The following is a 25,189-nucleotide window of genomic DNA, read 5'->3' on the forward strand; positions in this document are numbered from 1 at the left end:
CGACCTGTCAAAAGCCGCAAGCAAGACGAACCGGAACCGTAATGGCCCTGATCTGCGTTCGAAACGGTGGTGTCGGTCCGGCGATGTTGCCGCCGGCGCCGGCATCGCGCATCATCGCATCATGGCGTCCACTCCCGATCCAGCGGCCGATAGCAACGGCACCGACAGGTTCCAGGGCAGCGGCGGCGTCGTTCTCCTCCACGGCATGGGCCGCACCGGGTTTTCGCTGCGCAGCATCGCCGCCGCCCTGCGCCGCGGCGGCACCCCGACATTGTCGCCCTCCTATGGCCTGCGCCGGTCGATGGCGGAGATCATCGCCTTCCTCCACCCGCGCATCACCGCCTTTGCCGCGGCCAACCCCGGTCCCCTCCACTTCGTCACCCATTCGCTCGGCGGGCTGGTGGCGCGCGCCTATATCACCGCGCATCGCCCGCCGGCGCTGGGCCGGGTGGTCATGCTGGCGCCGCCCAACGCCGGCAGCGAGCTTGCCGATTTCGTCTTCGACCTCGGCCTCGACACGTTGATCTTCGGCCCGGTCGGCCCGCACCTGCGCACCCTGCGCCCCGACGATCACCAGGCCCAATTGGGTGCCGTCGATTTCGACCTCGGCATCATCGCCGGCGACCGGCCGTTCGACCCGATCATCGCGCCGCGGCTGCTGCCCGGCGCCAATGACGGCAAGGTCTCGGTCGCCGCCACCCGCATCGACGGCATGCGCGACCATATCGTGCTGCCGGTCCAGCACACCTTCATGGTCCATGACGCCGCCGTCATCGACCAGGTCCGCGCCTATCTGGCGACCGGCGCCTTTGCCCGCTGATCGGCGACCGTCGCGCGCAACCCGGCCAGCACGCCCGGCAGCCGCGCCGGATAATCGGGCGGAAAGCCCCAGTAAACCGCGCCGCCGGCGTCGCCCGCCACCAGCCCGCGTTCGCCCGGCGGCAGGTGGAACAGGAAGGTGATCAGCACGTCGCTGCTGACCCAGGGGTCGTTGTACCAGAAACTGTGCGACCGGTCCGACAGGTCGGGAATGTCCTCGGGCCGTACCCGCAGCAGCTCAACCCCCTTGGCCTGCGTCGCATCGAGCAGGAAGCGCGTCTGGTTGGCGCTCAGCTCGGCGATGTCGGGCCGCCCGGCGCGCGAGCCGCGATTGGCCGCCTGCGACAGCCGCAGCGTCACATCGCCCATGTTGGCCGCGACCGTCACCCGCCGCGCCACCCCGGCATAATCGCGAAGGTCGTCGACAAACCCGCGCGTGTCGGCATCGGGCGCGGCGTGATAGACTTCGCCCAGCCGCGGGTCGGCGGCGCCCGCCAGCCGCGCCTGCCGCCCGACCAGCGCCAGCCCCTCGCTGCCCACCGTGCCGCCGGCGCTGTAGGTCAGCACGTCGATGTTCCGCGCGCGCGTCTGCCGCGCCAGCAGGCCGACCAGCCGTGCCAGCTGCGGCGCCGCGCCGAACGCCGTCACCATGTCGCGCGGGTAGCGCAGGAAGTTTTCCGCCGTCGGCCAGGCGAACAGCAGCACCACCGAATTCTGCCCGGTGAAGTGCCGCAACTGCGCCGCCTGCCCCGCCGCCCGCTCCACCGTCGAATTGGCGCCATGGACATAGATGATGATGTCCTTGTCCGGCGACCGGTCGATGGCGGCGTTGACCAACGCCAGCCAGGCGCGGGTGCCGGGCGACAGCCGCCGGTCATCCTCGTCGACGGACGCCATCTCCGCCAGCGTCTGCAGGTTCAGCCGCGGCCGCTGGTCATCGACGACATTGGTCGACATGGCATAGATCGTCTCCCAGCTGGTTTCCGGCCCGCCGATGCGAATCGTCGCCACCCCCAGTTTCAGCTCGCGCCCGGGCACCACCGCATAGGTGCGGCTGGTCCGCGGCCCGACCGGCAACCGGTTGGTGGCATAGAAGATCTCGATACCATTGGTCTTCGCCAGCGCCGGGTTGGCGGCAAAGGCATCGGGCGCGCCATCCAGAAACAGCTTCGGCGTCGGCATCAACCGCATCGGCGGCTGGTAGAAGGACAGCGCGACCGTCACGGCGACCACGACCAGCAGCAGGATGATGAGGATACGGCGCATGGATGGTGCTTAGTCGTTGCGACGCCGACTCTCAATCACCCCGCCACAACGCAAAACCACCAGCTTCCCCCCGACCGCGCACCCGGGTAATCTGATCCACAATCAGGGGACGCCCCATGCCCACCACGCACCTGCGCACCTGCCACCTGTGCGAAGCCAATTGCGGCATCATCGTCACCGTCGATGGCCGCAGCGTCCTGTCGATCAGGGGCGACTCCGACGACCCGCTCAGCCGCGGCCATATCTGCCCCAAGGCGACCGCCATCGCCGACCTGGAAAGCGACCCCGACCGGCTGCGCACCCCGGTCAAGCGCGTCGGCGGCGCCTGGCACCCGATCGCCTGGGACACGGCCTTCGCCGAAATCGCCGCCCGCGTCGCCGCCATCCGCGCCGCCGGCGGCGAAACGGCGATCTACGCCGGCAACCCCAACGCACACAATTACAGCATCGCCCCGCAACTGCCGCTGCTGCGCAAGGCGCTGGGCGCCAAGGCGATGTTCTCCGCCTCCAGCGTCGATCAGGTGCCCCACCAGCTCGTCCAGCTGTGGATGTACGGCCACAACGCGCTGTTCCCCATTCCCGATATCGACCGCACCCGGCACATGGTCATCATCGGCGGCAACCCGCTGGCGTCGAACGGCAGCGTCTGGACCGTTCCCGATGTGCGCACACGCATCGCCGCGCTGCAGGCGCGCGGCGGCCGCCTGACCGTCATCGACCCGCGCCGCACCGAAACCGCCGCCGTCGCCGACGCCCACCACTTCATCCGGCCCGGCAGCGACCCCGCCCTGCTCATCGCGCTGCTGCTGGCGCTCGACGAGGCCGGGCTGGTCGCCCCCGGCCGCCTTGCCGCCATGCTCGCCGGCTGGGATGCCGCCTGGGCAGCGCTGCGCCGCTTCGACATCACCCGCCTCGCCGCCGCCTGCGGTATCGACGCCGCCGTCATCCGCGACCTCGCGGCGCAGCTCGGCGATGGCAGCCCCGCCATCGTCTATGGCCGCATCGGCGTGTCCACCGCCGCCTTCGGCACGCTCAACCACTGGCTGATCAACCTGCTCAACATCGCCACCGGCAACCTCGATCGCATCGGCGGCGCGATGTTCTCCACCCCCGCCGTCGATATCGTCGGGCAGACCGGGTCGGGGTCGCGCGGCCGCTTCCACAGCCGCGTCTCGGGCCACCCGGAAGTGCTCGGCGAATTTCCCGCCGTTGCCATGGCGGAGGAAATTGCCACCCCCGGCGCCGGCCAGATCAAGGCGTTCTTCACCATCGCCGGCAATCCGGTGCTGTCGGTGCCCGATGGCAATGCGCTCGATGCGGCACTCGCCACGCTCGACCTGATGGTCAGCATCGACATGTACGTGACCGCGACCAGCGCCCATGCCGATTACATCCTGCCGCCGTGCGGACCGCTGGAAAAGGACCATTACCCGCTTTTCCTGGCGCCGATCGCGGTGCGCAATTTTGCCAAATATTCGCCGCCCACCTTCCCGCCGACGCCGGGCAGCAAGAGCGACTGGGAAATCGTTGCCGAACTCGCCCGCGCCATCGCCGGCGCGCAGGGCCAGCCGCTGCCCAACATCGTCCCCCCGCGCGACAGCCTCGATCGGATGCTGCGCAACGCCCCGCGCGGCCTCACCCTCGCCGACGTCGAGGCGCACCCCCATGGCCTCGACCTCGGCGCGCTCGAACCGCGCCTGCCCGACCGGCTGCGCACGCCGGACAAGACCATCGCCTGCGCGCCGGCCGAGCTCATCGCCGACCTAGCCGCGCGATTCGCGGACTGGCTGTCGGCGCCACCCGCCGATGGCCTGGTGCTCATCGGCCGCCGCCATGTCCGCAACAACAACAGCTGGCTGGGCAATTCGCACCGGCTCGCCAAGGGCCCGCCGCGCTGCACGCTGATGATCCACCCGGGCGACGCCGCGCCGCGCGACATTGCCGACGGCGATCGCGTCGTCGTCCGCAGCGGCGCCGGCACGGTCGAAGTTGCCGCCGAAATCACCGATTCGGTCATGCCGGGGGTCGTGTCGATGCCGCACGGCTTTGGCCACCACCGCCCCGGCGTCCGCCTTGCCGTGGCGCAGGCGCACCCCGGCGCCTCGGTCAACGACCTGACCGAACGCCACCGCATCGACCCCCTGTCGGGCAATGCGGCGCTGGTCGGCACGCCCGTCGATGTCGCGCCGGTGCGCAGCGCTGTTGCAGCCGAATGAAGTCGCGGCTACAGAGCGCGCCATATGGCATTCAAACTCCCCGACCACACCGACCGCGCCAAGGCCGCGGCTGAAGCCCGCAAGGCCGCCCTCGACAAGTTCAAGAGCGCGCCGCCGCCGAACGAAGAGGCACTGGCCGCCCGCGCTCGCGCCGCCGAAAAGCGTGCCGAACGTGAAGAACAGCGCAAGCGTGAACGCGCCGAAGCCGCCGTGCGCGCCGAGGAAGCCCGGCTGGCCAAGGAAGCCGAAGCGATCGTCAAGGCCGAACAGGCCCGGCTTGAAGCCATTGCGCGCGAAGCCGCCCAGAAGGCCGCGCGCGACGCCCGCTACGCCGCCCGCAAGAAGGGCCGCTGACGCCGTCAGGCAAGAGCCTCCGGCGGGCAGGGCCGGCGGCCCTGCACCCGTCGATGGTGCCTCGATTTTCAGGATTATGCGCTACCCGATGATCGGGTGCAGGGCGTAACGCCCTGCCCGCCGGAGGCTCTCAGTCCCCCGCATATTCCAGCAGCGCCGACACAGCCACGCCCGCACGGCGCAGCCGTTCCGCCCCGCCCAAGTCCGGCAGGTCGATCACGAACGACGCGCCGCTGACCACCGCGCCGGCCCCGCGCAGCAGGTCGACGCCCGCCAACGCCGTGCCGCCGGTGGCGATCAGATCATCGACAAGCAGCACGCGCTGTTCCGGTGTCACCGCGTCGCTGTGCATTTCCAGCCGGTCCTGGCCATATTCAAGGGCGTAGTTGATCCCGGTGACGCGCCCCGGCAGCTTGTTCGACTTGCGCAGCAGGACCATGCCGCAGCCGAGCCGGTGCGCCAGCGCGGCGCCGAAGATGAACCCGCGCGCCTCCACGCCGGCCACGAGATCGGGCGCCGGCCCGACCGCAGCAGCCATCCGCTCGATCGCCAGGCCGAAGCCGCGGCCGTCGAGCAGCAGGGTGGTGATGTCGCGGAACTGGATCCCGGGCTTGGGATAATCGGCGATGGTGCGGACGAGTGCGTACAGATCCTCGTTCGCCATCAACCCGTCCTATTTGATCGGCACCGCACCCGGTGCGCTGCACTTGGTGAACTTGCCCTTGGCGTCCTTGCATCGGACCGGGGTGGTGACGGGCGGGCATTTGACGAATTTGCCCTTGGCATCCTTGCACGGCGCCGCCGCCAAGGGCGCCGAAAGCCCGCCGATTGCGACGGCCAGCGCCGCCACCATGCTCATTTTCCCGATCATCACCCGCTCCCCGATGTCGCGTCGGAGGCTAACCTCGGGTGACCGCCATTGCCAGGGGGAAATGCCGTGCCGCGCGTCCCGCCGATGCCGCAGGGCACCGGCAGGATGCGCGTCGGCAGGTCAGACCTTGTCGACGACGTTGCTGTGCGCGCCCTTGCGACGGGCGTCGCCCTTCACATCGGCCCAGACCTTCTTGTAGCTGAGATAACCCAGCGCGGTCAGGATGAGCAGGTAAATGACCGCTGCAACACCCGTCGACTTGCGGGCTTCCAGCTTGGGCTCGGCGGTCCAGGTCAGGAAGGTCGACACATCGGCGGCATATTGCGCGCGGGTGCCCTTGGTGCCGTCGGCATAGGTCACCTGTTCGTCGGCGGCGAGCGGCGGCGGCATGGCGATGAAGGCCGAATGGAACCAGGGGTTGTAATACAGCCCTTCCGGCGCCGTCAGCGTCTTCGGCACTTCGTCACGATAGCCGAGCAGCAGCGAATGGACATAGTTGGTGCCATCCTCGCGTGCCTTGGTCATCAGCGACAGGTCGGGCGGGTAGGCGCCGTTCTGTGCCGCGCGCGCCGCAGCTTCGTTCGGATAGACCAGCGGGAACTTGTCCGCCGGCGTCCCCTTGCGCGTCGTCGGCTCACCGGCATCGTCGATGCTCGGAATGTCGTAGCTGACGGCGATCGCCTTGATCTCCGCTTCCGAAAAGCCGAGCGCGGCGAGATCGCGGAACGCGACGCGGTTGATCGAATGGCAGGCCGAGCAGACTTCGCGATAGACCTGGAAGCCGCGCTGCAGCTGCTTGCGGTCAAAGGTGCCGGTGATGCCCAGATTGCCGATACCGTTGTGTGCCCACACCATCTTTTCCGGGTGCTGGACAACCTCCTTCACCGGATCGGGCGCGACGGCCTCGCGCGGCTGCACAGCGCCCCACAGGACGGCGATGCAGAAGAACAGGCCAACGACCAGAGCGCCAAGACGAACCATGTGATTGACCCTTATTCAGCCGGCTGCGCGACGGCGGCCGGGCCAGCGCCCGGCGTGCCGCTCGGGCCGCTGCCGTACTTCGCCAGCACGGCCTCCGAAATCGACCGGGGCAGCGGCAGCGTCTTTTCAAAGCGCGCGACCAGCGGCGTGATGATGAGGAAATGCGCGAAATAATAGGCCGTCAGCACCTGGCTCAGCCGCACCCAGGGTTCTTCGGCCGGCTTGCCGCCCGCGACCCCGAGGACAAGGCAGACCGCCACGAACACCCAGAACAGGATCCGGTTGAGCGGACGATAGCTGTTCGAGCGCACCGGCGACGTGTCGAGCCAGGGCAGGAAGAACAGCAGCAGGATCGCCGCGAACATCGCCAGCACGCCCATCAGCTTGGCCGGGATGAACAGGAAGTCGACGGTGAAGGCACGCAGGATCGCGTAGAAGGGCCAGAAATACCATTCGGGGACAATGTGTGCCGGCGTCGACAGCGCATTGGCCGGGATATAGTTGTCGGGCTCGCCCAGCGCGTTCGGCGCGAAGAACACCACGGCGGCAAACAGCGTCAGGTAAACGCCGAGGCCGAAGAAATCCTTGGCGGTGTAATAGGGGTGGAACGGCACCGTGTCGGCTTCGGTCTTCACCGCGACGCCGGTCGGGTTGTTCGACCCCGGGATGTGCAGCGCCCAGACGTGCAGGATGATGACCCCGAAGATCACGAACGGCAGCAGGTAATGGAGCGAGAAGAAGCGGTTGAGCGTCGCATTGTCGGGGGCGAAGCCGCCGAGCAGCAGCGTCTGGATATAGTCGCCGACGATCGGAATGGCCGAGAACAGCCCGGTGATGACCGTCGCACCCCAGAAGCTCATCTGCCCCCAGACCAGCACATAGCCCATGAACGCTGTCGCCATCATCAGCAGGAAGATGACGAGCCCGAGCATCCACAGCACTTCGCGCGGCGGCTTGTACGATCCGTAATACAAACCGCGGAACATGTGGATATAGACGACGGCAAAGAAGAAGCTCGCGCCGACGGCGTGCATGTAACGGAACATCCAGCCGCCGTTGACGTCGCGCATGATGTGCTCGACGCTGTCGAAGGCGACCGTCACATTGGCGGCATAGTGCATCGCCAGGATGACGCCGGTGATGATCTGGATGACCAGCGCAACTCCGGCCAGAACGCCGAAGTTATAGAAATAATTGAGGTTTTTCGGCGTCGGATAGCCGGCGCCCAGGGCACCATAGACAAACCGCGGCAGCGGCAGCTGCTGGTCGAAAAATTTGCCGATGCCGGTCGTCGGCTCGTACTGCTTGGCCCAGGGAAAGCTCATCTGATCCTCCTCAGCCGATCGTCACGGCGGTGTCTGACCGGAACGTATAGTCCGGCACGACCAGGTTCGTCGGCGCCGGGCCGGACCGGATGCGTGCCGCCGTGTCATACTGCGACCCGTGGCAGGGGCAGAAATAGCCGCCATAATCGCCGCGGTTCTCACCGGTGCCGGCGCCCAGCGGCACGCAGCCGAGGTGGGTGCAGACGCCCAGGGTGATCAGCCATTCCTGCTTGCCGGGCTTGGTGCGCTCGGCCAGCGTCTGCGGGTCGCGCAGCGTCGACACATCAACCTTGTTGGCGGCGTCGATCTCGGCCGGCGTCAGCCGGCGTGCGAACACCGGCTTGCCGCGCCAGCTGACCTTAATCGCCTGGCCCGGCTGCACCGCCGCCAGGTCGACATCGATCGATGCCAGCGCCAGCACGTCGGCCGACGGGTTCATCTGGTTGATCATCGGCCACACGACCGCGGCGCCGCCGACAGCGGCAAAGGCACCGGTGGCGATGTAGAGGAAATCGCGGCGGCGCTCACCCTCCGGGGGGAGCGCGGCAGCGGCAGGACGCTGCGTCTGGCTAGCCATCAGAAACCTTCCGAAAACATGTCACGTCGATCTGGCGCCGGCGTGCCCCTTCGCAGTACCGACAATTGTGCCGCAATAGACGCGTCGCGCCCGCCAACGCAACGATGTTTTTGGCGGACAAATTGGCGCGGCGGTGCCGACACGCCAATTTCACCGTCTCCACGACCCCTTTGCAATATCAGGGTTCCGCTGCCGGCGGCGATGCGGTTAAACACCGCGCATGTACACACTCGATGACCAGCAGACCGCCGCCCAGACCTGGTTCCGCACCCTGCGCGACACCATCTGCTCCGCCCTCGAGACGCTGGAGGACGAAGGCACCGGCCCCGGCCCCGCCGGCCGCTTCCAGCGCACCGCCTGGGACCGGCCCGATGCCAGCGGCGGCCATGGCGGCGGTGGCGTCATGTCGGTGCTGAAGGGCCGGGTGTTCGAAAAGGCCGGGGTCAACATTTCCACCGTCCATGGCGAATTCTCGCCCGATTTCGCCAAGCAGATCAATGGCGCCGGCGAAGATCCGCGCTTCTTCGCCACCGGCATCAGCCTCGTCATCCACCCCTGCAACCCGCTCGTTCCCGCTATCCACATGAACACGCGGTTCCTGGTGACCACCAAGCGCTGGTTCGGCGGCGGGGTCGATCTCAACCCGGCGCTCCCCGACGACGCGCAGACCGCCGCCTTCCACGCCGCCGTCAAGGCGATGTGCGACAGCCACGACCCGGCGCATTACCCCGCCTTCAAGAAATGGGCGGAGGAATATTTCTGGGTGCCCCACCGCAACCGGCATCGCGGCGTCGGCGGCATTTTCTACGACCATCTCAGCAGCGACTGGGACAAGGATTTCGCCTTCACCCGCGATGTCGGCAACACCTTCGTCGATATCTACCCGCGGCTGGTCCGCGAGCGGATGCACACGCCGTTCACCGCCGAACAGCGGCTGGCGCAACTGCGCTATCGCGGCGTCTATGCCGAATTCAACCTCGTCTACGACCGCGGCACCACCTTCGGCCTGAAGACCGGCGGCAATGTCGACGCCATCCTGATGAGCCTGCCGCCCGAAGCACGCTGGGACTGAGCTTGATCGTCCCGCCACCCGTGCCCGGAGGGCACAGACAAGATATCGTGCCCGCAGGGCACAGCTTCACGCCCGTGCCCACCGGGCATATCGCCACCATCGTCACCAGCCTCGAGATGCTGGCGCCGCTGCCCATCGGCGAACCGCGCAAATCGGCGTTGCGTCTCGAACACTGGCCGGCGCCGGTCGACCGCACCCGCTACCTCTGGCTGTTCCGCCAGATCGGCGCTCCCTGGCTGTGGCGTGGCCGGCTGGTCATGGACGCCGATGCGCTGGCCGCCGTGCTCGATTCCCGCACCACCACCGTCCATGTCGCCACCCGCCGCGACGGCACGCCCGTCGGCCTGCTGGAACTCGATTTCTCCGTCGCCCACACCTGCGAGATCGCCTATTTCGGCCTCGTCCCGGGAATGACCGGCAACGGCCATGGCGCCTGGCTGATGGCGCATGCATTGCGCATGGCCTGGGTGCCGGCGGTCAAGCGCGTCTGGGTCCACACCTGCGACCTCGATCACCCGGCAGCGCTCGGCTTCTACCAGCGCCACGGTTTCGTGCCTTTCGAACGCGCCGTGGAAATCTACCCCGATCCGCGCGCCACCGGCCTTTACGCCCGCGACGTCGCGCCCGGAATTCCGCTGCTCTGACGCCTGCATCGCGGGCAAAGCGGACGCGCGCGCTATCGCAACCGCTGGAACACCACCGCGCCGGCCGCCGCGCTGCCCATGGCGAACAGCGTCGACACGACCGCGCCGATCAGCGCGCCGACAAAGCCGCCGACCGATTTCAACCCCAGCGTCGTCAGCAACAGCCCCAGCGCGGCGCCGACCCCGCTCGACAGCACGGCGGCGCCGAACATGAACAACAGCCCGACGATGATGAACGCCAGGATCGTCCAGGCGCTGGTCGCCGTCATCGCCCAGCTGCGCCGCAGCGCCGCGACCGGGCCGAGCCCTTCGATCACCGCCGCCGGGCCGATCAGGAAGACCCGCGCAAAGATGTACAGCCCCGGCAGGATGAGCGCGATCAGCCCCAGCGACGTCGCCGGCGTGGCCAGCAGCAGCGCGCCGAGATAGGCCGGCAAGACGCGGGCCGCCACCGCAAGCGCCTGCCGCGGCGTGCCGCCCGGATTGGCCACCAGCCAGGTCACCGCCAGCTGGCCGATGGCGCCGACGATGCTCGGCAGGACCAGCAGCAGGATCACGACACGCGGCGTCAACGCCGCCATCGTTGTCGGCGGCGCCGGGCCGAACAGCGCCAGCGCCATCGAAACCAGCAGTGTGAACGGCGCCGCGACCGCGAACAACACGCCGAAATCCGGGCGCAGGGCGTCGATCATGCCCTGCCAGATGGCACCGACCGTCAGTGGCCCCGCCCTGGACACCGGATCAGGACGGCTGGCGCGAAATTCCGGCCGCCTCGATCATCGCCGTCAGTTCGCCGGCCTGGTACATCTCCATCATGATGTCCGACCCGCCGACGAATTCGCCCTTCACGTAAAGCTGCGGCACCGTCGGCCATTCCGAATATTCCTTCACCCCGGCGCGGATTTCCGGGTCGGCGAGGACGTCGACGCTCTCGAAGCCGACTCCCAGCCGCTCCAGGATCGCCACCGCCTGGCTGGAAAAGCCGCATTGCGGGAACATCGGCGTGCCCTTCATGAACAGCACGATGTCGTTGTTCGACACCAGGGTTTCGATACGATCGTGCACGGTCGTTGTGGTCATCTATGCCTCCTCAGGCCGAAATCGTCGTCAATTGCAGGGCGTGCAGCGCGCCGCCCATGCGCCCGCCGAGCGCGTTGTACACCAGCTGGTGCTGCTTGACCCGCGACAGGCCGGCAAACTGCGCCGCCGTCACCCGCGCCGCATAATGGTCGCCGTCGCCGGCAAGGTCGGTGATTTCCACCACCGCGCCGGGCAACGCCGCGACGATGGCCGTTTCGATCTCGCTCGCCGCCATCGCCATGTTACATCGAATCCATGATCTGGCGCCGCGCCTCGGTCGCCGCCAGCGCCAGCTGGGCGCGAATCGCCGCCTCGTCGATGCCGGCGCCGGCCAGGTCGGCGACCAGCTTGCGCACCACATCCTCGTCACCGGCCTCTTCCAGGTCGGCAATGACGATGCTGCGGGCATAGGCGTCCGCCGCCTCGCCGTCATGGCCCAGCTGCGTCGCCGCCCACAGGCCGACCAGCTTGTCGCGGCGCGCCGCCACCTTGAACTGCAGGTCGGCATCATGCGCGAACTTGTTCTCGAAGGCGGTCTGGCGGTCGTCGAACGTCGTCATGCAGCGGGCTTTCTCGCAAGGTGTCGTTGCCCCAGATAGAGCCGCGCGCCCGCCGGTTCAATCGCCAACACTGTTTTGACCCGCCATCGTCAGCATTGCAGCATCGCCGCCCCCGCGCTATGGACGCCCTTCGCCCCGGGCGCGGCTGTCGACCAGCTGTTTTCCGGGGCATTTGCTTTCCATCGGTCCCGCGCAGCCCTGGCGCTGGACCCGCCGAGGAGGACAGGCATGTCGCGCCGCCGCCAGATCTACGAGGGCAAGGCCAAGATCCTCTACGAGGGGCCCGAACCCGGCACGATCATTCAGTATTTCAAGGATGACGCCACCGCTTTCAATGCCCAGAAAAAGGGCACGATCAGCGGCAAGGGCGTGCTCAACAACCGCATCTCCGAGCATCTGTTCACCATGCTCGCGACGATCGGCATCCCGACGCATTTCATCCGCCGCCTCAACATGCGCGAGCAGCTGGTGCGCCAGGTCGAGATCGTGCCGATCGAGGTCGTCGTCCGCAACGTCGTCGCCGGTTCGCTGGCCAAGCGCTTCGGGCTGGAGGAAGGCACCACCCTGCCGCGCACCATCCTCGAATATTATTACAAGGACGATGCCCTCAATGATCCGCTGATCACCGAGGAGCATATCGCCGCCTTCGGCTGGGCCACTCAGGAAGAAATGCACGACATCGCCGACATGGCGATCCGCGTGAACGACTTCATGGCCGGGCTGTTCGCCGGCGTCGGCATCCGCCTCGTCGACTTCAAGCTCGAATTCGGTCGCCTGTTCGATGGCGATTTCAGCCGCATCATCCTCGCCGACGAAATCAGCCCCGATGGCTGCCGCCTGTGGGACATGAAGACCAACGAAAAGCTCGACAAGGACCGCTTCCGCCGCGACCTCGGCGGCGAGGCCGAAGCCTATCAGGAAGTCGCCCGCCGCCTCGGCCTGACGCCGGAAGACGAACCCGAAGTCCTCAACCTCGCGGAGCACCGCAAGACGCGGGGGCGCTGACTCCCCTCTCCCGCTTGCGGGAGAGGTCGAGAGACGGCGAAGCCGGCCACGGGTGAGGGTGTGCGGCGCGTCGTGCGGGGCAAACCTCACCCGCAAACGCCCCTTCCCGAGTTCTCGCTCATCCCGAGCGGATTCAGGTCGCTCGCCCCCAGTCCACCGCCACGACCCGCGGCACCCCGACCGCAAACACGATCGCCCCCAGCACCACGATCACCGCCGTCACCACGAACGCCGGCCCATAGCCCGCGGCATCGACGATCGCGCCGGTGATGACCGGACCCACCACCCCCGACAGATTGCCGAAGCCGGTCTGCGTCCCCACCCAGCGCCCTGCCGATTCCGGCCCGGCCAGCGTCTGGCCGACGACGAACAGGATGCCGGTGATCGTCCCGATGGCGATGCTCGTCGGCACCAGCCACACCATCAGCGCCAATGTCGTCTCGGTCTGCGCGATCGCCAGGATGCCCACCGCCGACACGCCCGAGGCCAGCAGCCCGATGCCGCGCCGCACCTGGCACGGCGTGCGCCCGGCCGCGATCAGCCGGTCGCCGATGCCGCCCGAAAAGGCTGCGCCCGCCGCCTGGCCGAGGTAAAAGAACGCCGTCAGCAGCGCCATGTCGCCGATGTCATAGCCGCGCGCCTTGACGAGATAGAGCGGCAGCCAGGCGATGACGAAGTACAGCACATAGGTGCCCGAAAAATGGTAGAGCGACAGCGCCCACAGCGCCGGCGTCCGCAATAGCCGGCCATAGCCCACCGCCCCTGCCGCATCATCGGCCAGCGGCGCATCGACCTCGCGCCGCCGCCACAGCCACGGCACCAGCCACGCCAGCGTCATCACCCCGAACACCACGAACATCGGCCGCCAGCCATAATGTTCGAGGATCAGCCCGCCCATCAGCGTGCCGACCAGCGGGCCGATGGCGAGCCCTGCCGACAGCGAGATGTTCGCCACCCCGCGCCGTGCCTCCGGCGCGCGCGCCATCAGCTTCGACGCGCAGGGAAAGGCGACGCCTTCGCCCACACCCATCAGCAGCCGCAGCACCACCAGCGTCGCCAGCCCGCCGGCAAACCCCATCAAGAGCGTCGCCAACGCCCAGATCGCGACGCCGCCAGTCATCAGCCACCACACCGACATCCGGTCCGCCAGCCACCCCGCCAGCACCAGGATCGGCACATAGGTCCAGAAAAAGGCCGAAACGACAAGGCCATAGCCCGTCGCCGACAGTCCCATCTCGTCCTTGATCAGCGGTGCCGCGATGCTCACCGCGCCGCGATCGATATAGTTGAGCATGATCACCAGCCCGACCATGACGATCAGCGCCAGTGACGGACCGGGGGCGGAATGCGATCGGGATGCCATCAGCGAAAGCTGGCACAAGCCGTGGCAATGTCAACGCGCCGCCTGCATCCGCGCGCGCGTCGCAGCGCGACCCGCCTGGCCGGGGGCCAGGCGGCCGCGCTGCAAAGGCTCAGGCGACGACCGACGCCGCCGTGCGCCGGCGTGCCGCCGCGCCGACCAGGCCGAAGCCCGCGATCATCATCGCCCATGAACCCGGCTCCGGAACCGCCGACGCGGGGGGCGGCAGGATTTCGTCGGTGATGCCGGCATAGGTCACATTGGACTGGCTGTAGTTGTAGAAGCCGAAGCTGCCGTTGGCGAAAGTCCCGTTGACGTCGAACTGCAGGACGTCGTCGACCAGCACCCGGACATTGTTCGCCGTGAACGCAATGTCGAAGGTATAGGTCTGGAAGTCGGCCCAGCCTGTCGCCCCCAGCGTGTTGGCGCGTGCCAGCTCGGTCACGCCCAGTGCGGGATTGTGCGCCCAGGCCCCCGCATTGTCGCGCAGGCCCCCGGTCACCCGCGACAGCGCAAGCCCGGCGGGCGCGAAGCCGTTGTAATTCTGCGACGTCTGCTTCCAGTCGATCAACAGGAAATCGGTGGCCGTGCTGGCCAGGTCGCCGCCGTTGAAGCCCAGCACGAAGCCGATGAAATCATCGTCGCCGGATGTATTGACCCTGATCGTGCCCGACAGCCGCACGCCCTGCCCGTCGAAGTCGCTGTAGAACACCGTCGGCGTGCCGTTGATCGTCTGGGTAACCGAATTGTTGTCGGCGGCCCTGACCCAATTGCCCCCCGACCCTTCCGCGGTCCAGGTCGAAAGATTGGTCGGCGCCGCCTGCGCCGCACCTGCCGCCCCCAGACACACACCCGCCACCAACAAGAGATTGCCCACCGGTCCACGCTGCATCACATGCCCTCCTCTTTGTCCGGTCCGCACGACGCCGACCGGGTTCAGAAGCTAAGGCGCGGTTTCCGGTCGAAACGGGTCAACACTGGTGAACATTTTTTCACAAAGCAGGCGTCTTCAAGGCGCAGGTTTGGCACGCTGAACGCCCCGCGTTGCAGGTCAAGATGGCGAACAGCCGATAGGCCTGTCCTACACGATCCAGATAGGTTACACTGCGCCGCGCGTGCCGATTCTGCCTTGCCGGCCGAACAGCCCGCATGTGCAAGGCCACCCAAGCGATTCACTGTGACTTTCGAGACTTTCTGAAGATCCGTTAACCAACACAGTCGCTGTTTTCCCGTCGTCAGCGCGGTGCCGCCGCCTTGATCGCCGCCGCGATCGCATCGCGCATCGGCTTGGGCGCAAAATCGGCGTCGAACGGCAGCGGCCGTTTCGGCAGGCCGTCGGGGCGTGGGCGCAAGCCCTGCAGCCAGCTGTATTTGTCGCTCAACCCCCAGCACATGATCGTCTTCAATTGCGGGTAGGACAGCATCAGGTCGAGATAGGCGCGTGTGTGATCGGCAACGAGCTTGTCGCGCACGGCAAAGTCCGCCGGCAGCGGATTGTCATGGACATCGAGTTCGGTGACCAGCAGGTCGAGCCCCATGCCGGTCGCATCGTCGAGAAAGCGCCGCCAGGCGCGCACGTCGAGCGACCCCAGCCCCGTTGGCGTGTCGCTGTACTTGCTGCCGAGATGGCCCTGCACCCCCAGCGCATCGACTGGAGTACCGCGCTTCTTCAATGCCTCGAGCAGCCGCAGGACGCCGTCGCGATGCTTGCCGCCATCGTCCTGCCAGCTCATGTAATCATTATAGACCAGCTGCGCGCCGGGCGCCGCCTGCCGGGCGGTGCGGAACGCCAGGTCGATGGCGTTTTCGGCACCCATCGCCTTCGACAGCGCGGTTTCGCGAAGCCCGCCGGTGTCCGAATCGACTGCCTCGTTGACGACGTCGAAACTGTCGATCACCCCGGCATAGCGCGCGGCGACGGTGCCGACATGATCGGCGAGCAGCCGCGCCGCCTCGCGCGCCGGCTGGGCGCCGTAGTCATGGCGCGTCACCCAGTCGGGCATCCACTGCGGCGAATGCCACAGCAGCGTATGCCCGCGCACGCCCATGCGATTGTCGACCGCCCATCTGACGATCGCGTCCGCCGCGCGGAAATCGAAGCTTTTGGCGTCGGGGCGCAGCGCCACCCATTTCATCGCATTTTCGGGAACGATCAGCCCGCATTGCGCGACATTGAGCGCGCGATAGGCCGGGTCCTCGAAATTCTTGCCGCCGACGGTGCTGCCGAAGCGCAGGCCCTTCGATGCCGCCACCGCCGCCAGCGAGTCCGCCGCCGTCGCCGCCCCCAGCAGCGGCAGCGCGGCCGCCGCCGCTGCACCCTTCAAGACGCCTCGCCGATCGATCATCGCGCACTCTCCTCAGGGCGGCACAGGGCCGCCAGCATCGGGCCATAATTATGCACCTGCGGCAAGGGCAACGCCGGCACCGGCGGCCGCGCCGGATCGGTGTCGCTGGCATAGGCCGGGTCGCGCTGCGCCCTGGCCAGCGTCGTGAAGCCAAAGCCTTCGCGGCGATATTGCGCCAGCAGCCGCGGCAGCAGCCGCGCATCGAAGGCGCCGACATGCAGCAGCAGCACATAGGGAATATCGCGGCCATGGCGCTGGCGCGCCGCCGCCCGCGACGCCGCCGCCGCTTCCGACGCGGCAGCAAGATAGCTGCGTTCCAGGACCGCGACCGCCGCCGGGTCGCCGGCGCACCGCGCATAGGCATCGTTCCACAGGAAGTCGCCGAAACTCATCGTCACCGCAGCGATCCTGTAGCCGCGCTCGGCCAGCGCCGTCCGCACCGCCTGCCGCACCTTGGGGTCCTTGCCCTCGGCGAGGAACGGAAAGCGGAACCAGCGCCCGTCACCCGGCACCGCGTTGCGATCGATGTCGGCGACATAATCGGCAACCGGCGTCACATCGAGATTGGCATGCGACCAGCCATGGTTGCCGATCGGGAACCCCGCCGCCCGCCACATCGCCAGCGGCGCCGGATCGGCCCCGACCAGCGCGCCATTAACGAAGCCATGCGGCCCGGGCACCCGCGCCTGCTTCAGCGCCGCGATGATCGCGCCCGCCACCCCGGCGCGGGTTTCGCCCGGCGGCAGCGCCCCGTGCGCCGGGAGATCATCGAAGGTGGGCGCGATCACCGGCCGCGCCCCGGCTGCCGTCGCCAGCATCGCGCACAGGATGGCTGCCGTCCTCATGGCAACGGTCGGATGTTTTCGCTGCGCACCTGCCACCCCGCACGCGGAAATCCGGGTGCCGGCCCCTCGGCGCCATCCCAGCCCGCCGCCATCATGCCGACGGCGAGCAGCAACGCGCCGTTTGATGGGAAATAGGTGTCGGCAACGCGCACGAACCCCGGCCCGTCGGGGCCGCCCCGCGCTGCGGGGTCGAGCGCGACACGCGGCGTCATCCCTGTCGGCCCCCATTGGTTGTTGACCTCGGCCCGCAGCAGCCAGTCGATCGCCGCCTCCGGATCGCCGAGCCGCGCCGCCGTCATCGCAATCATCGGAAAATCCCAGCCCCAGGTCTGGCGCAGGTCCCAATCGGCATCGGTCGCCGCCAGCGTCGCGCGCATGGCAGCGGCGTCCACACCCGCCCCCGCGATCAGCCCATGCGCCATCAGAAACGACGGATGATCGCGGTTGAGGCATTGCGGCAGCACCGCGTTGCGTCGGCAGGCGGCGCTGGCCGAAACCCGCCAGAAATCCGGCGCCGTCGCCACCGGCAGATACAGGCCGTCGCGCACGGGCAGCGGCGCCAGCCCGGCGATTACCCGGTCCCAGCCGGCGTCGCGCGCCAGCCCGCGCCGCACGCGCCATGCCTGCGCCGTTTCCAGCCCCCAGCGAAAATAGGCCAGCTCGAACGCCGGATCGACCGTCGTCATCGGATCATGGTTTTCCTGCACCGGGATGATCGGCGGGCCCAGCGAATAGCGGCCGGTTGCCGGGTCCAGCCGCGGCCAGCTGGCCAGCAACCGCGCCGTCTGCTCGACGATTTCGGCATGGCGTGCCAGCGTCGCCTTGTCCGGCTGCGCCCGCCAAGCCAGTTCGGCCAGATAGATCGGGTGCGGCTGCTGCCACATGATGAACGGGTTGATCGGGCTGGGGCTGCTGCGGCCTTCGGGGCCCGACATCTTGGGCCACCAGGCGCCATCGACCCGGTGGCGCCGCGCGTCCGCCATCGCGCCGGGCAGTGCAGCGCGATACCAGCCAAGGCTGCGCTCCAGCAGCTCCGGCCGGCCCCAGATGGCGAAATGCGCCGCGTGCCAGGGGTGCATCTCCAGATGGAACTTGCCGTTCCAGCTGTTCGAAAACAGCCCCTCCTCCTGCGGCGGCACGGCGCCGGCCTGGTTGATCGCCGCCAGATATTGCGACAGCACGATGCGCCGTTCCAGTTCGGGCGCGCGGCGGTCGGTGCTGCCCGACAGGTCGATCATGCCGCCCTTTGTCCAGTAATCGCGCCAATGTTCGGTCGTGGCGGCAGCACGCGCGGCTTCGTCGAACCGCGCCGGCAACGCCGTCTGTTCAAAGCTGATCGACGCCACCAGCCGGTCGCCCGACCGCGCCAGGATGCGGAACCCGTGCGGTCCGGCCGGCCGGATCACCGCGCCCGCCGCGGCCAGCGCCGAATAATAGGTCGTGCCGTCGATCTGGCGGCGGACGGTCAGCCCCCCCGGCACCCGCCCGGTGACGATGGTGCGGTGGGCATCGGGGTGGTTCCAGTCCGAAGGGTCGGGGTTCAGGCCGGCGGCGACTCCGGGGTAGCGGACATCGATGCCGACTTGGCCGGTGGCGACCAGCGGCGACCGGATCTCCACCAGCACGGCATCGCGCCCGGCATCGACGCGGGTCACGACCGACACCGGCGCCCCGGCAAAACGGAAGTCGCTGTGCAGCGTCCCGGTCCACAGGTCGAGCCGCTGGCGCGTGTCCGAAATCGCCGCAAAGGTCGCCGGCGTGCCGTCCGGCAGCGTCAGCGCCAGCGCGACGCGGCCCAGCGAGATGCGGTGCGGATTCTCGCGCAGCCACGCCAGCGCCGGCCGCTGCGCCGCCTCGGCAAAATCGCGCATATAGGCATAGGGTTGGCGGCCGCGCCCGGGCACCGGCACGAGAACCTCGCCATCGGCGGCGGTATAGCCCCTGGGGTTGGGAAAGCTGTGCCACGCCCATTGCGCCATCGTCAGCAATGGCGACGTCGGCGCATATTGCTCCGGAAACGTCTGCAGCCCGGTGATGTCGGCGGTAAAGCCCAGCGCGCCATTGCCCAGCATCACCGGCGCATGGCGGTCGATGGCCGTGAACACCGGGTCGTGCCGCGCCACCAGCGCCGGACGATCGATCGGCGCCGCCGCAACCGTCGCGCTCGCCAGGCCCAGCACGGCGGCAATCGCGGCTGTGATGGCTTTCCGGAACACGCGGCACCTCATGGCGCACCCGGCCGGGCGAACGACACGGCCGTGTGGTTGCAATGGCCTTTAGAAGCGGGCCGTCAGGCTGGCATAGAACACCCGGCCTTCGATGTCATAGGTCGCGGCATAGGTGTTGTTGGCCGGCGCCGAGGATCCGAGGATCGGCGGATCGCGGTCGAACAGGTTGCGGATGCCGGCGGTCAGGATGAGCTTGCGCGAGAAGTCGTACGAGCCCGACAGATCGAAATAATGCTGGGTGCCGATCCGCGGCGTCGTCAGCGAATCGAGCGCGGGTGCGGTCGTCCCGGCGCGGGTCGGCAGGACATAGGTGTCGACGGTCACGGCGCCGATGAAGCGGTGGCGCAGGCTGAGCGCCAGCGGCCCGGTCTTCCAGGTGACGCGGGTGATGCCCTTCCATTCGGGGATCGGCTGGCCGCAGGTCGGCCCGAACGACCCGACGCAATTGTTCTTGATCGTCGGGATCGCCTGCACCGGCGTCGCGGTGAATTCGTTGGTCCAGTTGAGATTGGTGCCGAAATCGAGCGTGCTGCCTTCGTCACCCAGCAGCGTCCAGTCGAAATTGACCCGGTAGCCGGCTTCGAAATCGATGCCCGAAGTCTTCAGCCCGCCGGTGTTGCCGTTGGTGGTGGTGACAAAGCCCGGCGCCGCGATCTGGCCGGTCAACGGGTCACGGGTGATCGCCTGGCAGAACTCGCTCGTCGCGCTCTGGATGACGTTGTAGCAAAGGTTGAGCGTGTTGGAGATGCCGCCGCCCAGCGGGGCGATCGCGCCGTCGAGGTTGATGTTGTAATAATCGATGCTGGCGGTCAGGCCGGGGATGAAACGCGGCGCCAGCACCACGCCGACCGTCTTGGTGTTGGAGGTTTCGGGGCCGACATTGGGGTTGCCGCCGGACACCTGGCTGATGAAGACGTTGGGCTGGACATTCTGGGTGAACACCGCGGCGGCCGGAACCCCGGTGGCGACGCAGACGGCGCGCACGGCGGCGGTCTGCTGCGCCAGCGGCTGGCGGCTGGAGCAGGGATCGGTCGCCGACGGGCCGCTGACGGTGTTGCCGCCGAACAATTCGCCGACGTTCGGCGCGCGGATGGCGCGCTGGAACTGGCCGCGGATGGTGATGTCCGAAATCGGCGCATATTCGGCGCCGACCGAATAGGTCCAGACGCTGCCGACGCCCTTCAGATTATAGTCGGAATAGCGCACCGCGCCGTTGATTCCGAACCTTTTGCCGAACGCCGAATCGCGCAGGATCGGCGCCCGCAGCTCGGCATACAGCTCCTTCACCGCCGACGATCCGCTGGTCGGCAGCGCGGCGTTGAACCCCGACACATCGCCCGACGCCAGAAAGCTGTCGGGAACGAAGTTCGCCGAAGCCCGGCGATATTCGGCGCCGGTGTTGAAGTCGACGGGGCCGGCCGGCAGGTCGAACAATTCGCCGCGCAGGTTGGCGGCGATCACATATTGGTCGGCCTCGGTATAGTTGGTCGATGCCACCGCGATCGATTGCGCACCGGCCGCCGACAGATTTTGCCCGAAGATGTTGAGCAGTGGCGCTGCGCCGTTGACCGACAGCAGCCCGGCCTGGAACTTGCTGAGCGACGCCGCGCCGGTGGAGATGCTGGTGTCGGTGGTCCGCGTGTAGGTGCCGTACACATCATAGGCGAGGTTGCGCATGAAGCCTTCGGACACGCTGCCGATGTCGCCGCGGAAACCGAGCGCGGCGCGATAGGCGGTGCGGTCGCTGCGGTTGGTGCGCAGGCCGACATCGGGCAGGCGGCGGTTGACGTTGAGGACGGCAAGCCCATCCCCCGGCGTCGTGCTGAGCCGCGAGGTGCCGTTGGTCACCGTCGTCGTGCCGGTTTCGCGCAGGTCGAGCTGGCGCATCACCTCGCGGAGCTGCGGGGTCAGATAGGGATTGTTGGTGTTGACGAGGAAGTTGCCGCCGATGCCGCTGGGGGCGAGCTGGACATCGACGATGTTGTTGCTGAAATTGCCCTCGGCATAGGCAGTCAGCGCCGGCGAAAAGTCGTAATGCGCCATCAGGTTGAGCGCAACGCGGCGCTGCGGGATGACCAGATAGCCGGCCGGCCCCAGGTCGTAATCGTCCTGCGGCGTCAACGCCGGGCGCGCCACGGTGCCGGCATCGTTGAAGGTGAACCCGCGGCCACCGATGCCGCCGAGACCGGCGGCGACCAGCGCGGCATCGAGCCCGGGATTCGACTGGGCCGAGCCGACCGACGGGATATTGGCGAAGCGGCCGTTGGGGATGGTGCCGCTGCCACCGAAGATCAGCCCGGGGCGACCGCCCGCCGTCAGGCAGGTCTGGCCGGCCGGCACCGCCAGCGGCGTGCCGGGGCGCGTCTCGCTGAAGCTGGCCGAGGTCACGCAGCCATCGGCCATGTTCGGCGTCGCCCAGCCGCCGCGGTCGCCGCGCGAAAAGCCGCCGCGGTTGAGGTAGTCGAACGACGCGACGATGTTGCCGCGGTCGCCGGAAAAATTGGTGCCGAAGGTCAGCGAGGCATTGTAGGTCGGCGTGCCGGTATGCTGGTCGGCGCGAATGCCGCCCGTCAGCTCGATGCCGTCGAAATTGTTCTTCAGGATGAAGTTGACGACGCCGGTGATGGCGTCGGATCCATAGACCGCCGACGAGCCGCCGGTGACGGTCTCCACCCGTTCGATCAGCGCCGCCGGCACCGTGTTGATATCGGTCGTCTGGTCAGGCCCGGTGATGGTGAAGCGCCGGCCGTTGACCAGGACCAAATTGCGCTGCGCGCCGAAGCCGCGAAGGTTGAGCGTCGCGGTGCCGCCGGGAACGGTGTTGGCGGTCGGACCATTGTTCTGCGAGCCGAGGAACTGCGGCGTATCGTTGAGCAGGGTTTCGACATTGGCCGTACCCGAAAGCCGGAATTCCTGCGCACCGATCACCGTCACCGGCGTCGGCGCCTCGAAACCGCGCGCCGCGAGACGCGAGCCGGTGACGACGATTTCGCCGGCGCCGTCATCGGCAGCCGCAGGCGCTTCGGCAGCCGGCGTTGCCGGTGCGACCTGCGCGAGCGCGATCGCCGGGCAGACGAAAAGGCTGAGGGCGAGCGCGGTACCGGCCTTGGCGCGGCTCGCAAGAAGATGCTGGCGTATCATGATCGTCCCCCTCGAAAAGCCGGATCTCTGTCCGGTTCGCCGCTTCTCTGCGGCGTCGTCTCATCATATACAACGCCGCAGCATATTGTGAAACCAAAAATGTTAGCGCTATCCCTACTTGGGCCGACGTATATGTTTCAATAGGTTGCGCCCGGTGGCCGTGCGCTTGCGGGACAGTAGAAGGGGCAAAATGGCGATGCAGCGCGGCAGAAAAGTCACACTGACGACAATCGACCGGCGCACCATGCTCGGCGCCGCCGCGCTTTGGCCCGTGGCCACGGCGGCCGCGCCCGCGTCACCTTGGCAGGCCGCGCGCCGCATCGCCGACACCATCCCCGCCCCGGCCATTCCCCGGCGCGACGTCCCGATCACCCGTCATGGCGCGGTCGCGGGCGGCCCGCCGGCGACCGCCGCGATCGCCGCCGCCATCGCTGCCTGCGCCGCGGCGGGCGGGGGCCGCGTCGTCGTCCCGCCGGGCAGGTTCCACACCGGCGCCATCCGGCTGGGGTCAAACATGGCGCTGCACCTGTCCGCCGGCGCCACCCTGGTGTTCAGCACCGATCCTGCCGATTATCCGATGGTGGCGACCCGCTGGGAAGGTGTCGAATGCGTCAACTATGCGCCACTGGTCTTTGCCGACGGCGAAACCGATGTCGCCATCACCGGCACCGGCACGCTCGACGGCCAGGGGGCGGCCTGGTGGCCGTGGAGCAGCGGGCCGCAATTCGGCTGGAAACCCGGCATGCCCGACCAGCGCGCCGCCCGCACCCGGCTGTTCGCCATGGCCGAAGCCGGCGTGCCCGTCGCCGAGCGGCGCTTCGGTGCGGGCGGCTACCTGCGCCCGCCGCTGGTGCAGTTCCAGAACTGCGCGCGCGTGCTGGTCGAAGGCGTCACGCTGCGCGATTCGCCGCTTTGGAACTGCCATGCCGTGCTCTGCCGCGATGTCGTCATGCGCGGCGTCGCCGTGCGCGGCCATGGCCCCAACAATGATGGCTGCAACCCCGAATCGGTCGATCGCATGTTGATCGAGCGTTGCACCTTCGACACCGGCGATGATTGCATCGCCATCAAATCGGGGCGCAACGCCAATGGCCGGCGCGTCGCGCGGCCGGCGCAGGACATTGTCATCCGCGACTGCCGGATGCGCGCCGGCCATGGCGGGCTGGTCATCGGCAGCGAAATCTCGGGCGATGTCCGCCGCGTCTTCATGGAACGCTGCACGATGGACAGCCCCGACCTCTGGTATGCCGTGCGCATCAAGAACAACGCCATGCGCGGCGGTGCGGTCGACCAGGTCCATTGCCGCGACATCCGCGTCGGCCAGGTGGCGCGCGCCGCGATCACCTGCGACTTTAACTATGAGGAAGGCGCCAACGGCGGCTTTCGACCGTCGCTGTCCAACCTGCTGATCGAGCGGATGGACGTGGCCAGGGCACCGCAGGTCGCCGACATCCAGGGCCTGCCCGGCGCGCCCGTGTCCGACATCACCCTGCGCGACTGTCGCTTTGCGGGGGTGACCCGGCCGAGCGTCGTCGCGCATATCGACCGGCTCGGGCTGAACAATGTCCGCGTCAATGGCAGGCCCGTCAGCCGGATCTGACGCGGCAAGCAGGGCTCATCGCTTGCGGCCGGTCCAGCCCAGATCGGCACTGATCGCCGCCGCCACGCCGCGCACATCGTCCGACAGCGCCGCCATCCGGCCATCGGCCATATATTGCGCTGCGCTCGACACGCTGATGGCGGCGACGATGCGGCCCTTCACATCGCGCACCGGCGCCGCGACGCAGCGAATCTGGTCCTCGTTCTCCTCAAGGTCATAGGCGCGCCCGGCGGCGACATAGGCTTCCATGCGCTGCAGCCAGATATCGTAATCGGCCGCCGGCGCGCCATTGGCGCGGTCAGCATCGAACAGCGTCCGCCAGCGCGCCGGCACATCGTCGAGCAGCAGCGCCTTGCCAAGGCCAGTCGCCGTCAACGGCTGGCGATCGCCGACGCGGCTGCTGATCTCCACCCGCCGGCGTCCCGGAATCTTGTCGAGATACAGGGCGCGGTCGCCATCGGAGATGCCGAAATGCACCGTGTCCTCGGTATCGGCAGCAAGCGCTTCCAGATGCGGCCGCGCCACCTGAATGATGTCGGTCTGCCGCTGCGCCGCAAAGCCCAGCTCGAGCAGCTTCGGCCCGAACTGGTAACCGGTGCGCGGCGTGAAGACGAGGTAGCGCCGGTCGATCAGCGCCGCCGCGAGGCGATGGGTCGTCGATCGCGTCAGCTGCAGCTTGGCCGCCAGCGCCGCCAGCGTCAGCGGCCCGTCGACGACAGCATCGATCACGTCGAGCCCGCGCAACAGCGTCTGGCTGACCGCCTTCGGCTTGCCATCCGCGCCGCCATCGGCGTCCTTGTCCAAGCTGGCTTTTCCCATTGCGTAGTATGCCTTCCCATAGTATGGAACAAACAAGCAAACAAGAGCCCCGGGGAGGCGCGACGGTTGCCCGCAGCGACA

The 25,189-nt window shown here is 68.1% G+C and carries 24 protein-coding genes; 7 read left to right on the top strand and 17 right to left on the bottom strand.

Annotated features, from left to right (window positions below; translation table 11 throughout):
- Positions 1-121 precede the first annotated feature (121 nt).
- Positions 122-820, top strand: coding sequence for a lipase family protein (locus GGQ62_RS06960; RefSeq protein WP_152578966.1), 699 nt, complete (start codon positions 122-124; stop codon positions 818-820).
- Here the strand turns inward: GGQ62_RS06960 and GGQ62_RS06965 are convergent.
- Entirely contained in the window at positions 790-2,085 is a 1,296-nt protein-coding gene (locus GGQ62_RS06965) for an alpha/beta hydrolase (RefSeq protein ID WP_152578965.1), read from the bottom strand. The two genes, GGQ62_RS06960 and GGQ62_RS06965, sit on opposite strands and share 31 nt — an antisense overlap.
- A gap of 116 nt (positions 2,086-2,201) precedes the next feature.
- On the opposite strand from GGQ62_RS06965, the gene GGQ62_RS06970 reads away from it, so the two are divergent.
- Together GGQ62_RS06970 and GGQ62_RS06975 are read left to right on the top strand one after the other, a co-directional pair.
- Positions 2,202-4,301: a molybdopterin oxidoreductase family protein gene (locus GGQ62_RS06970; protein ID WP_167649515.1), complete on the top strand. Its 2,100-nt coding sequence runs from the start codon at positions 2,202-2,204 to the stop codon at positions 4,299-4,301.
- Between the two features lie 24 nt (positions 4,302-4,325).
- A complete protein-coding gene (locus GGQ62_RS06975; protein WP_152578963.1) occupies positions 4,326-4,655 on the top strand; it encodes a DUF6481 family protein in 330 nt (109 codons plus the stop codon).
- Positions 4,656-4,785: 130 nt separating this feature from the next.
- Here GGQ62_RS06975 and GGQ62_RS06980 read toward each other — a convergent pair whose 3' ends face one another.
- From GGQ62_RS06980 to petA, 5 genes are all read right to left on the bottom strand, one after another.
- Positions 4,786-5,319 (bottom strand): adenine phosphoribosyltransferase, encoded by a 534-nt coding sequence (locus GGQ62_RS06980; RefSeq protein ID WP_152578962.1) that lies wholly within the window; start codon positions 5,317-5,319, stop codon positions 4,786-4,788.
- A gap of 9 nt (positions 5,320-5,328) precedes the next feature.
- On the bottom strand, positions 5,329-5,526 hold the full coding sequence (locus GGQ62_RS06985; RefSeq protein ID WP_152578961.1) for a hypothetical protein: 198 nt from the start codon (positions 5,524-5,526) through the stop codon (positions 5,329-5,331).
- A 120-nt stretch (positions 5,527-5,646) separates the two neighbouring features.
- Positions 5,647-6,507: a cytochrome c1 gene (locus tag GGQ62_RS06990; RefSeq protein ID WP_152578960.1), complete on the bottom strand. Its 861-nt coding sequence runs from the start codon at positions 6,505-6,507 to the stop codon at positions 5,647-5,649.
- Between the two features lie 11 nt (positions 6,508-6,518).
- The gene (locus GGQ62_RS06995; protein WP_152578959.1) at positions 6,519-7,832 is read right to left on the bottom strand and encodes a cytochrome b; all 1,314 of its coding nucleotides are present in this window, start codon (positions 7,830-7,832) and stop codon (positions 6,519-6,521) included.
- 10 nt (positions 7,833-7,842) lie between these two features.
- On the bottom strand, positions 7,843-8,409 hold the full coding sequence (gene petA / locus GGQ62_RS07000; protein WP_152578958.1) for a ubiquinol-cytochrome c reductase iron-sulfur subunit: 567 nt from the start codon (positions 8,407-8,409) through the stop codon (positions 7,843-7,845).
- Between the two features lie 220 nt (positions 8,410-8,629).
- Here petA and hemF point away from each other — a divergent pair, with 220 nt between their 5' ends.
- Both hemF and GGQ62_RS07010 read left to right on the top strand, forming a co-directional pair.
- Positions 8,630-9,481: an oxygen-dependent coproporphyrinogen oxidase gene (gene hemF / locus GGQ62_RS07005; protein ID WP_152578957.1), complete on the top strand. Its 852-nt coding sequence runs from the start codon at positions 8,630-8,632 to the stop codon at positions 9,479-9,481.
- Positions 9,482-9,555: 74 nt separating this feature from the next.
- On the top strand, positions 9,556-10,125 hold the full coding sequence (locus GGQ62_RS07010) for a GNAT family N-acetyltransferase (protein WP_341533838.1): 570 nt from the start codon (positions 9,556-9,558) through the stop codon (positions 10,123-10,125).
- Positions 10,126-10,157: 32 nt separating this feature from the next.
- Here the strand turns inward: GGQ62_RS07010 and GGQ62_RS07015 are convergent, their stop codons facing one another.
- From GGQ62_RS07015 to GGQ62_RS07030, 4 genes are read right to left on the bottom strand one after another with little or no spacing between them, the layout of a single operon-like run.
- On the bottom strand, positions 10,158-10,817 hold the full coding sequence (locus tag GGQ62_RS07015; RefSeq protein WP_152578956.1) for a glycerophosphoryl diester phosphodiesterase membrane domain-containing protein: 660 nt from the start codon (positions 10,815-10,817) through the stop codon (positions 10,158-10,160).
- Positions 10,818-10,866: 49 nt separating this feature from the next.
- On the bottom strand, positions 10,867-11,205 hold the full coding sequence (gene grxD / locus GGQ62_RS07020) for a Grx4 family monothiol glutaredoxin (protein ID WP_152578955.1): 339 nt from the start codon (positions 11,203-11,205) through the stop codon (positions 10,867-10,869).
- 10 nt (positions 11,206-11,215) lie between these two features.
- Positions 11,216-11,446, bottom strand: a complete 231-nt coding sequence (locus tag GGQ62_RS07025) for a BolA/IbaG family iron-sulfur metabolism protein (protein ID WP_152578954.1) — start codon at positions 11,444-11,446, stop codon at positions 11,216-11,218.
- A 1-nt stretch (position 11,447) separates the two neighbouring features.
- The gene (locus GGQ62_RS07030) at positions 11,448-11,765 is read right to left on the bottom strand and encodes a DUF1476 domain-containing protein (RefSeq protein WP_152578953.1); all 318 of its coding nucleotides are present in this window, start codon (positions 11,763-11,765) and stop codon (positions 11,448-11,450) included.
- Between the two features lie 228 nt (positions 11,766-11,993).
- Here GGQ62_RS07030 and purC point away from each other — a divergent pair, with 228 nt between their 5' ends.
- Complete coding sequence (purC, locus tag GGQ62_RS07035) at positions 11,994-12,770, top strand: phosphoribosylaminoimidazolesuccinocarboxamide synthase (protein WP_152578952.1); 777 nt, start codon at positions 11,994-11,996, stop codon at positions 12,768-12,770.
- Positions 12,771-12,903: 133 nt separating this feature from the next.
- Here purC and GGQ62_RS07040 read toward each other — a convergent pair whose 3' ends face one another.
- The 6 genes from GGQ62_RS07040 to GGQ62_RS07065 form a co-directional block, all read right to left on the bottom strand.
- Complete coding sequence (locus tag GGQ62_RS07040) at positions 12,904-14,133, bottom strand: MFS transporter (protein ID WP_152578951.1); 1,230 nt, start codon at positions 14,131-14,133, stop codon at positions 12,904-12,906.
- A gap of 109 nt (positions 14,134-14,242) precedes the next feature.
- On the bottom strand, positions 14,243-15,025 hold the full coding sequence (locus GGQ62_RS16345) for a PEPxxWA-CTERM sorting domain-containing protein (protein WP_424022254.1): 783 nt from the start codon (positions 15,023-15,025) through the stop codon (positions 14,243-14,245).
- A gap of 340 nt (positions 15,026-15,365) precedes the next feature.
- Positions 15,366-16,475, bottom strand: coding sequence for an endo-1,4-beta-xylanase (locus tag GGQ62_RS07050; RefSeq protein WP_152578950.1), 1,110 nt, complete (start codon positions 16,473-16,475; stop codon positions 15,366-15,368).
- Entirely contained in the window at positions 16,472-17,320 is an 849-nt protein-coding gene (locus tag GGQ62_RS07055; protein WP_152578949.1) for a polysaccharide deacetylase family protein, read from the bottom strand. The genes GGQ62_RS07050 and GGQ62_RS07055 overlap by 4 nt, the downstream gene beginning before the upstream one ends.
- Positions 17,317-19,536, bottom strand: a complete 2,220-nt coding sequence (locus tag GGQ62_RS07060; RefSeq protein ID WP_243446695.1) for a hypothetical protein — start codon at positions 19,534-19,536, stop codon at positions 17,317-17,319. Before GGQ62_RS07060 ends, GGQ62_RS07055 begins: the two co-directional genes overlap by 4 nt.
- 60 nt (positions 19,537-19,596) lie before the next feature.
- Complete coding sequence (locus GGQ62_RS07065) at positions 19,597-22,689, bottom strand: TonB-dependent receptor domain-containing protein (RefSeq protein ID WP_152578947.1); 3,093 nt, start codon at positions 22,687-22,689, stop codon at positions 19,597-19,599.
- 190 nt (positions 22,690-22,879) lie between these two features.
- Here GGQ62_RS07065 and GGQ62_RS07070 point away from each other — a divergent pair, with 190 nt between their 5' ends.
- Positions 22,880-24,289, top strand: a complete 1,410-nt coding sequence (locus GGQ62_RS07070; protein ID WP_243446294.1) for a glycoside hydrolase family 28 protein — start codon at positions 22,880-22,882, stop codon at positions 24,287-24,289.
- 15 nt (positions 24,290-24,304) lie between these two features.
- Here GGQ62_RS07070 and GGQ62_RS07075 read toward each other — a convergent pair whose 3' ends face one another.
- A complete protein-coding gene (locus GGQ62_RS07075; RefSeq protein WP_152578946.1) occupies positions 24,305-25,108 on the bottom strand; it encodes an IclR family transcriptional regulator in 804 nt (267 codons plus the stop codon).
- Positions 25,109-25,189 lie beyond the last annotated feature (81 nt).

Origin of the sequence: Polymorphobacter fuscus (assembly GCF_011927825.1) — a bacterium.
Classification (GTDB): domain Bacteria; phylum Pseudomonadota; class Alphaproteobacteria; order Sphingomonadales; family Sphingomonadaceae; genus Sandarakinorhabdus; species Sandarakinorhabdus fusca.